The sequence below is a fragment of the Flavobacterium gawalongense genome, assembly GCF_007097265.1.
GTDB lineage: Bacteria > Bacteroidota > Bacteroidia > Flavobacteriales > Flavobacteriaceae > Flavobacterium > Flavobacterium gawalongense.
Genome location: NZ_VJZP01000057.1, coordinates 1 through 9,159, shown reverse-complemented (window position 1 = coordinate 9,159; position 9,159 = coordinate 1). Strand labels below are relative to the sequence as shown.

The 9,159-nt window shown below is 29.2% G+C and carries 9 protein-coding genes; all 9 read right to left on the bottom strand.

What is annotated here, in order from left to right; translation table 11 throughout:
- Positions 1 to 172: 172 nt before the first annotated feature.
- The gene (locus tag FNW38_RS16930) at positions 173 to 937 is read right to left on the bottom strand and encodes an HNH endonuclease signature motif containing protein (protein ID WP_143388944.1); all 765 of its coding nucleotides are present in this window, start codon (positions 935 to 937) and stop codon (positions 173 to 175) included.
- A complete protein-coding gene (locus FNW38_RS16925) occupies positions 937 to 1,899 on the bottom strand; it encodes a hypothetical protein (protein WP_185963168.1) in 963 nt (320 codons plus the stop codon). The genes FNW38_RS16930 and FNW38_RS16925 overlap by 1 nt, the downstream gene beginning before the upstream one ends.
- A gap of 25 nt (positions 1,900 to 1,924) precedes the next feature.
- Positions 1,925 to 3,361, bottom strand: a complete 1,437-nt coding sequence (locus FNW38_RS16920) for a hypothetical protein (protein WP_143388946.1) — start codon at positions 3,359 to 3,361, stop codon at positions 1,925 to 1,927.
- A gap of 2 nt (positions 3,362 to 3,363) precedes the next feature.
- The gene (locus tag FNW38_RS16915; protein ID WP_143388947.1) at positions 3,364 to 5,613 is read right to left on the bottom strand and encodes an AAA family ATPase; all 2,250 of its coding nucleotides are present in this window, start codon (positions 5,611 to 5,613) and stop codon (positions 3,364 to 3,366) included.
- A gap of 84 nt (positions 5,614 to 5,697) precedes the next feature.
- Entirely contained in the window at positions 5,698 to 6,324 is a 627-nt protein-coding gene (locus tag FNW38_RS16910) for an ATPase (protein ID WP_143388948.1), read from the bottom strand.
- A 152-nt stretch (positions 6,325 to 6,476) separates the two neighbouring features.
- A complete protein-coding gene (locus tag FNW38_RS16905) occupies positions 6,477 to 7,328 on the bottom strand; it encodes a transcriptional regulator (RefSeq protein WP_143388949.1) in 852 nt (283 codons plus the stop codon).
- Entirely contained in the window at positions 7,325 to 7,630 is a 306-nt protein-coding gene (locus FNW38_RS16900) for a helix-turn-helix domain-containing protein (protein WP_143388950.1), read from the bottom strand. Before FNW38_RS16900 ends, FNW38_RS16905 begins: the two co-directional genes overlap by 4 nt.
- A 90-nt stretch (positions 7,631 to 7,720) precedes the next feature.
- On the bottom strand, positions 7,721 to 8,569 hold the full coding sequence (locus FNW38_RS16895) for an RteC domain-containing protein (protein ID WP_143388951.1): 849 nt from the start codon (positions 8,567 to 8,569) through the stop codon (positions 7,721 to 7,723).
- A gap of 94 nt (positions 8,570 to 8,663) precedes the next feature.
- The gene (locus FNW38_RS16890) at positions 8,664 to 9,074 is read right to left on the bottom strand and encodes a response regulator (RefSeq protein WP_143388952.1); all 411 of its coding nucleotides are present in this window, start codon (positions 9,072 to 9,074) and stop codon (positions 8,664 to 8,666) included.
- Positions 9,075 to 9,159: the final 85 nt, after the last annotated feature.

Here is a 9,159-nt window from a genome sequence, read left to right as displayed (position 1 = left end):
AAAGATGGTAAATTATAAATAAATGTCAATAAAATCAGTACTTAATAAGTGCGACCAAAGTGCCTATACCTAAAAATTTATTCGCACAGTTATTCACCCACGGTCTAGTAACCCAAATTGCTGCTAGTTTCATTTTTTTATAATTGTTGTTTTTTAAATGCAGATTTAGCATTTAGTTTATTCCAATATAGGTTAGTTTATTATAATCTTTATCAGAATTCAATAGAATTTTAGGAATATCAATATAGAAATCATTATTGAAACCAAATTTTAAATTTAAAGCGTATTTATTAAGTGGACTAAAATCATCCATACTTTCAGAATATAATTCTATTTGAAACTTAAAAAATTCTCCTTGTGGAATTACTATTTCATCTATTAGAGATGTATTGATTGTTTTATTGTTTCCGGGCAATTTAATTTTATAAGTTATGATTGGTCTCAAAATATATGGTAATGGAGTATATGGCCCATTAAGACCAACAGGCAAATGCTTATTTGTAATAACAATATTAGTTAGCAAAAGCGGTTTGTCAGAATTATTTATTAAACTGAAATTAAAAATGGGAAATAATGATTTAAGGTTAACTGCTTTAAAAGCATTAACAATATTTTCATAAGGCTCCCAGCCACAATTTTCACTATCAATTGTTATTGAAATAAATTGGATATTTGAATTGCAATTTTTAGCCTTGAATTTAGCATCAATAACTTCTTGAAATGAAATTTCATCATTATGAATTTTGGAATGACAAATTTTACAAACTAAAAGTAAATTTTCAATTTTATGATTATTTCGAATTTTATCAATATGATGTATATCAAAATGTGCTACATCTTCATTGTTGCAAAATGGACATTTAGAGTTTATTTCTTGTTGAAGAACAGCTCTGACTTTATTGAGTTGTGGAATTGGAGTTCTTGTTTTCTTTGCCATTACTTATTTTCATCTAAATACTTCTTCATAACCCACCCAGTTTCCATTAAATTATCTTTTGGATTGATATAGCTTATGAATGCCCATTTGTGGTTTATTTGTAAAACAATCACATCAAAGTCTTTAGGAAGTGATGCTACAATAATCGTTTTAGTTTTTGGTTTCAACATTACTTTTGAAACACGGTTTGTAGTTCTGTACTCTTTTATCTCTTTGAGTTTTAACTCTATAGATTGTTGTATTTTTTTTTCGAATTTTATTATATCCTCTTTTGTAGCAAGTTCAGCTTTAGGTCTTACAAAATCATAATATTGATGTATGCTCATAAGGTTTACCATTACTGAAATGAATAATAAAGCATTAACACCAAACTGTTTGTTTTTTTGATAGAATGATACAATTCTTTCAATTAATTGCTCAAACCTTATGCTTTCTTCTTCTGATAATGCTATATCAGAAGTAAAATTATTTGTTATTTCAAATGCTTCTTCATTGATATTTTCAAATTCATCTAATAAATTCCATTGGTTACTTTTAGCTGCAATTGCCGCAATTTGTCCGGATATTCCACTCATAGCAAACTGTAAGCTATTGACTTGTGCTAAATAAGATTTTTGGCTTTCAAAAATGGAAGTGATATCCTTTAAATTTCCGAATATACTCTCCTGCATTTGACTTATTCCTTTAATTGCGTCTAATGTTGGTTGTGGAATTTGAAATAATTTAGATTGGATTGCCATTTTTTTTGAAAGACTGTCAAATCCAGAGATATTATTTAGAAAATAGTTTTGTTGGTGCGCAATGCTTTTAAAAATAGCATCACTCATAGTCATCGCGCTTAATTTATTTTGCCATAGCTCTTGTGAATGCATCATTTGCATCATAGAGTTACTAATTCCCAATTGATTATTGAGTTTTTGAGCAAAATCTGTACTTTTTATTATAGCATCTAGCGAGTTCATCATAATCTATACTTTTGTAATAAAGTTAATTCTCAACTTGTTTTTCGCCCTCTTTTAGTGGAAAAAAATACATTTGAAACCAACCATTTAATCTTTTTATACTAATTTGACCAAAATTTAATTCCCAAGTTCTACCTGTCCAATCTTCTTCGGTATTAATTTCACCTACCTCAAAATAGGATTTTCCATTAATATCTATACCTAATTTATTTACAAATAATTTTAACATTCCTTCAATTTCTTTATGGCTAATTATATACCTCTTTGAAGGACTTTCTTTTCCTAAAACAAATAAAGCATCATTTGTTTCGGGATTCGGGATTAGTATCTTATTGAAAAAATTAAAAAAATATTGATTTGTAAAATTTACCCAACCGAAACTTTCTCCGTTTTGATACCTTTGTTCTTGAAAATTTTCAATTCTTTTCATTTCATCAATTATACTTTTATAGTGCCCATCAAAACTGTTTACATTTAAAAAAAAGTTGTAGTATTGAATGAATTCATTTGGTTTTAAAACAATAGTAAAAATTCCTAATTTTTGAAATACCGCTTTTGTTTTGTGATAATTTTTATCATCATTAGTAATATAAAACTCGCATCTTGATGCAAATGCGGAATGAGAAGCATCTTCAGTTGTATTATTAAATGTGTTTTTCTCTTTGGCAGTAACTTTTACTTTGTCAGCTTTAAAGCCGTGCATATCTAGTTTGATATATTCATTTGTTATATCATCAAACCATTCTGGGGCATTTTTGCCTTTTTCAAAATATTTATCTACATTGGAATTTTCTACTCCTATTTTCTTGTAAGCATTATCAATTACTTCAAAAGGGTTTTTATTTTCGTTGAAATGTCCACTATTCACTCCAATTTGTTGCACCATATTTCTCAAATCTTTATAATCTTCTGTTTCATTCATATTGTGAAACATTTTACCAAAACTCTTAAAGAATCCATTCATTGTTTGGTCTTCTTTTAGTCCTGGAAACATTTTATCTAACATTGCAGCACTTTCAGGGTTTTCAAAAGCTTCTTTAAAAGCGAGGTCTAAAGGTGTTGAAGCAATCATATTTTTCATAGAGTCAACTATTCCAAACATTGGATTGCCTTCTTCAATTGAACTAAATAAATTATCAAGACTAAAATCTTCAAAAAGGGGTGCTTCCCTAATTCTGTCATCAAGTAATTCTCTAGGTTGGTATTGGCTAAAAACTACTTCTTTAGAATCATTTACCAAACACAAATCATCTGTCAAAAATGTTATGTAATCTAAATCTTCTTTGACCATTTTTTGTTCTTGCTCGCTTTGGTCTTTAATACTGGCGAATATATCTCCAATATGAGAGGTTGAGTATAATAATAAAAATTTATCCTTGTTTAAAATTATATCATTTAGTTCCGTGAAATGATTATTTTTCATTCCTGACATAACATTCCAATCTAAATAAACTTTAATCATAATTAATTGTATTGAGCTGTACTAATTCCTTCCTCTTCTGACTTTATTAGTTCACTTATTCCCATCATCATATTAAAATGTCCTTCGTGATTGGTTAAAACGAAAATATCTTTAAATACTTTTTTGTAGTTTTCAATCGTTCGATCCTGTAACTCAACGAATAAATCATCATTGATACTGTGTGAACCATCATTTATCCAACTAATTAGTGATGAGCATATTTCTTGTTCTTCTTTAGTAGTAAACTTTTGTATTAAATCATCATCTCCATATTTTCCAAGCAGTTTAAAATAGTTTTCAATTATTCTTCGCATAATATTTTGAACTGTAATACTCGATTTTACATTTTCATTTTTTAATTCTTGCCACAGTAATTCATAAGAGGATTTTATTGGATTTTCCATAATGAAGGATTGAATATTTGTGAACTTATCATTTTTTCTTAATATCCAAAAATTCGTTTTTGCACAGAATTTAGTTCTTCCATCTATGAAAGACACTTCTTTATGAAAATATACATTGTGTGTTAAAAGAATAATTTGTTTTATGTTTCCGGTATCTGATTTAATACTTTTAATAATGTCTTTTATCAGCGTACTAACAACAAATAATACATTGCTGTCTAAACTTGAAATAGGGTCATCAATAACTAAAACTCTTTCATCGTTTACTGTTTCTTCGGAACTTCCTCCTTTTGCTAATTGTAAATAATATAGAAAAGTAATAAATGTAATTTCGCCTTCACTTAATGTTGATTCAGCAATAGTACCATCTTCTCTTTGAATTTGATAAAACCCTTCTTCTAAAGATGGTTCAATTTTGAAACTTAAAAAACCATAGGATTTTAAAAGGCGGTTAATTTCATTGATTGTTGGCTGAATGCTCGTAACATTTCTGCTTAAATTTTCAATTTCAATCTTTAAATCACTAAATTCTTTCAATTTTGCAGTTAGTTGAGATTGAAGTGCGGTATTACCGGTTTGAAATCCATTATTATCAGTATTAAATTTTGTAATATCTGTTCTGAATTCTTCAATGATATATTTCCAAACCGATTGAGTTAAACTATTTTTTTCGACTGTAAAATTGGCAACAATATTATTATGCTTTGTAATTTCTGCATTAGCTTTTACAATTAATTCTGTAATTAAATCTAACTGTTCTTTTATGGAAACTAGTTCAATACTTCGACTAGGTTCTTTTGTTTTATTGTTCAGATATTCGCCATTTGTAGTGTTTTGACTAATCAATGTTTTTAAATAAGCTGAAAATCTATCTGTATTTAATTTTGTCTCTGGAAAAGCTTTTTGATTGGTTTCAAGACTATTTAGTTCATTTACAATATTATTCATCAGAGAACTATATTCTTCTTTTAGTGTTTTTATTGTATTCAAATCACTTAAATAGGTTTCGTCAAAATAATCTTCTAATTGTTTTTTAAAATCTTCTGAAATGGTTTCTTGCTGACAAAATGGACAAGTATTATTTTCTTGAATATAGTTTCTACCTTGATTTACCCAATCGTTTAAGTTTAGTTTTTGAATAAGTTTAGCAATGTCAACATCAGCTTTACCGACAATTATTTTCTTCCAAATTGGATTGTTTTCTATTTCAATAATTCTATCAAATGTAATTGCGTTTATGAGTGCAATATTTTGCGGTACTTTTCCAAAAATTGTTTTTGCTTTTTCTGTTAACTCTTGAAAAGTCAGTAGTGCTTTAGTATTACTGCTAAATTCTGATAACAATTTATTTTTAAAACTTTCTTTCTGTAATGAACCTGTAAATGCTTCTTTAAAAACAGTTTCATATTTTTTATAAATCTTTGTCCAGGAAGTTTCTTTAAAATTATTTTCTAGTGTTTCTTTTTTTTGAATTTGAGTATTTAATGTTTCTCTCTTTTTTACACCGTCCGCTTTTATAATTTTTAATTCTTCAATTTTTTCATTGATGGCAGAAATTTGTTCTGTTGTTGCTTCTCCAAGAGTAAAAACGCCTCCAATTTTTCCTTTGCCAAAGTTCCGCTCTCTAAATTCTTTGTTATAAACTAAACTTTTTAATTCTTGAGTATTTTTCCAATTTACAGTGCAATTTTCAAACTTTGTATCTGAAGTATTATGTAAAAAATTAGATATTGTAGTCTTTCCACAACCATTAGCTCCATAAATAAAATTTACTTTCTTTAAGTTTGTGATTTCAATACCTATTGGGTTATAAGATGCGACTTTTTTAATTTCTATTTTCTCTATCATTGGTAATGATTTTATTAATTTACCAAGTTAAAATATAATTCATATTGATTTGTTTTAATAGGTTTTGACTTATTAACTAACTTATCAAACTCTTTTATCATTTATACCTTTATCAAACCCAATCAAATTAATCATTTCTCTCAATCGACTTCTAACCCGATTCCCATAAACATTCTCAATTTCAGAAGCCGAAAGATTGGTTGTTATATGAGTTTGTATTTTTTTAGCTGTAAAAATATCATACCGACTTAATAGAATTTCTGCCATAACATTGCATTCGTTTCCGTAGTATTTCAGGTTGTTTTCAGTTCCTAAATCGTCGAAGCATATTGTTTTCGGTTCTGATTCATATAGTTTTCCTTTACTGTATTTGTGGATGATTAGATAGCCGTCCTGGATAAATTCAAAACTAATATCTCGGCACGGTTTTACGAAAAATTTATGCTCTATTGGTGCTAAATGTTTCATTAAATTCATTAGTGATGTTTTACCACAACCAACTGGGCCAGAAAGTAAAATTCCTTTGTTGAGGTTGATGTTGTATTGAAAACAAGTTGCCTCGTCTTTTAAAAAATAGGCAATGAGTTTGTAAATTATTGGATAATCGCTTTCAAGGATTTTGAAATGATTTCCATATAATTCTAAACCTTTCTTTTCAAGCCAAAGGATTACTTCTTGGTAGTTGTAATGGGGTTTTATTTCTGTTTCCATAAGTTTAAAATTTAACTACAAAGGGTACAAAGGGTAAGCGCAGAGTTCACAAAGTTTTTTTAGCCACAGATTAGGAGGATTAGCACAGATTTTTATTGCTTTTATACAAAGCTCCACCCCGCCCTTCGGGCACCCCTCCAAAGGAGCGGAATTTAGAGGGGTTCTGAATAGTCTTTGTCTGTTCCTGTGTTGAGGTGTTTTGCTCGATGTATCGGTGTTGTATCGGCGTTGTGATTGAATTTTATGCTATTTAACATCCAGTTTTGTGCCGCTGCTTGCCAATCGACCATCGGGGTTTTGCCACCAACTAACCAACCGTTGCTGGAGAAGTAATTGAAAAATTTTATTGCTTCAAGTTCTGGAAAGTTCTGATTGAGAAAGTAGGCTTTGACATTTTCGATTGTTGGCGCACTCTCTTTTTCTTTTTTGGCGGAACTTTTTTCTTTTTTTTCGGCAGCCTCGCTTTTTAAAAAGCCATCATCATTTTCAAAATTTTTTGCTTGCTCGTCCAAGTTTACAATCTTTAAATCGTTTGAAATGTTTGGTATGTTTGTATTGTTTATATAAGATACTAGAGCTTGTTCAGTACCTGTCTCATTACTTATACCACTACTAGTACAGAGCTTGTTCACTACTTGTTCATTGACTAGTTCAAAAACAGGTTCATTTTTTGGTATTGTTGTTTTTTCGCTTTTGGGAATTGGTTTTAAATCGTCCGAAAAATTGAATAAATAAACGTGGCTTCCTTTGAATGGATTGTAAGATGGTTCGTAGTCGATATAACCTAGAGAATGCAAGTTTTTAAGGCATTTATGATAGGTTGCTTTGGAACTGATTTTACTTATCCGCATTACCTCATCACGAGAAATGCTGATAGGGTTTTTGAACCGGTTACAATTCCAGAACTGGAACAACGACATATACAGACTTACGTGTGTTGGATTAAGCGTTTTGTCGATTGCTACTTTCTCGAAAAATCCTGTTAGATGTTTTATGTAATTCATCTCACTAGCCATTTTGGATTGAATAAATTAGGCGAAGCTTCCACTTTATTTGATTCTAATAGCTTTTCTAAATCAGAGTTTGAATAATATAATATTCCTCCAATTTTAGTGTAGGTAATGGTTCCGTTTACTCTTAGATTTTGTAAAGTACCTGGGGAAATATTTAGTAGCTTTCTGACTTCATTTGATTTAAGCCACTGTTTTTGTTGTTGGGGTTTTGAATTAAACATTGCGTTTAAATCGGAAAGAAGAAGTGTACGGAATTCGTTCAAATCTTCGCGAGTAATAACTTCGATTGCCATAACGTGAGGTTTTAAATTGTTATGGTACAAAATTGTTGGTTTTGATTCAATAAAAATCACAACGGGGTTCGTGTTGTGAACGATTTTTGGTTAAATCGCATCATCTGAATTATCCATTCGCTTAATCAAAGCTTCGTTTAGAGCTGTTATGAATTTGGTTCTTTCTGCTTTACGCACTCTGATTTCTAGGAAAGTACGGCGATATTGTCCTAAATCTATTTCGAAAATATGCTCAAAATATTCGGCAATATCTTTTAGATCTGCAACACCATTATTGAATACTCCTTCGGAATGTAACGCGTATAAAAGTTCAGTAAGTGCTACTTTTGAACCTGTCCAAGCCATTTTCATGTTCGGTTTGCGTTGTGATTTTTCGTTATTATCCTTATTTTCAATCATAATTAATTGGTTTTCTAAATACAATTGGATTAAATCATTTGCTAAAATCTTGGCTACTTTGTAATCGTGTGAAGTTGAAAAAGTCTTGTCTGTCTCAAAATAATAACTATTTAGAGAAAGTTTGATGTCAAATTTGCCTCGTAAAAAATATTTGTAATCCAAATAAATATTTCCTGTTCTGTAATATTTATAAAACTCTAATTCGTTGTCAAAGAAAGCTTTCAACTTGATTAATTCATTATTGTAATACTTTTTAAGAACTCGTGCACCTCCATTGGGTTTCTTCATTTCGATATTGAAAACCGTATTGTAATAAATAATCTTGGAGGTAAATTGAGGTTTAATTTCCTTGAAAAATTGAATTTCTTCTTCTTCAGATTTAAAACTTGATTTTTGGATTAGAACCTTTAATTTTTCCTTTGATTTTATACTGATTTCAATTGCTTTTTCACATTTTTTTATAGGATTGTCTATCTCTAAATCTATGAAATTGAGTTGTTCGTTGAGATCTGAAAGTAGTAGGGTTATTTTTGAGTTCAATTTTATTTGCTTTTATTTTGGAATGCTATTAATGATACCCTTTCATCTTATCAATTAAGAAGACAATACTATTTTTTGTTTGTACAGTTTTGCCCTACAATTTTTTATTGCTTTCAATATATTCCAAAATGATATGTAATGATTGAGCAGTAAATGGTTTTGAAAAGCTCCCTTTGACATTTTCATAATTTAAGCAAATACGATATTGATGATGTTCTATAGACGCAGAATTCATAAATACTGGAATTTGATTAATACCCTCTAAATGTTTGATGTTTTGAAGGAATTCTAAACCATTCACCATTGGCATATCGAAATCTAATATAATAAAGTTAGGGGGTTTTTCATTTTTAGAAATAAGCGTTTTTAGTTTTTCTAAAGCAAGTAGTCCATTTGTATAAAATTCACTTGAGCTTACTCTTAAATTTGATTTCAATATATTATTGATTATTGATTTTGCTATTTCATCATCCTCAATGATAAATGCTTTATAGTCTTTTTCCATTTAATTTTTTAGGTATAGGCGTTTAGGTCGCAATTTATTATTTTTGCCTGATGGCAGATAGAAATATTTTTAGAGGAGTGAATTC

Coding starts and splice junctions, on each gene's coding strand:
- FNW38_RS16890 (WP_143388952.1), bottom strand. CDS start 9,074: ATGGAAAAAGACTATAAAGCATTTATCATTGAGGATGATGAAATAGCA.
- FNW38_RS16925 (WP_185963168.1), bottom strand. CDS start 1,899: ATGAACTCGCTAGATGCTATAATAAAAAGTACAGATTTTGCTCAAAAA.
- FNW38_RS16910 (WP_143388948.1), bottom strand. CDS start 6,324: ATGGAAACAGAAATAAAACCCCATTACAACTACCAAGAAGTAATCCTT.
- FNW38_RS16915 (WP_143388947.1), bottom strand. CDS start 5,613: ATGATAGAGAAAATAGAAATTAAAAAAGTCGCATCTTATAACCCAATA.
- FNW38_RS16905 (WP_143388949.1), bottom strand. CDS start 7,328: ATGAATTACATAAAACATCTAACAGGATTTTTCGAGAAAGTAGCAATC.
- FNW38_RS16930 (WP_143388944.1), bottom strand. CDS start 937: ATGGCAAAGAAAACAAGAACTCCAATTCCACAACTCAATAAAGTCAGA.
- FNW38_RS16920 (WP_143388946.1), bottom strand. CDS start 3,361: ATGATTAAAGTTTATTTAGATTGGAATGTTATGTCAGGAATGAAAAAT.
- FNW38_RS16900 (WP_143388950.1), bottom strand. CDS start 7,630: ATGGCAATCGAAGTTATTACTCGCGAAGATTTGAACGAATTCCGTACA.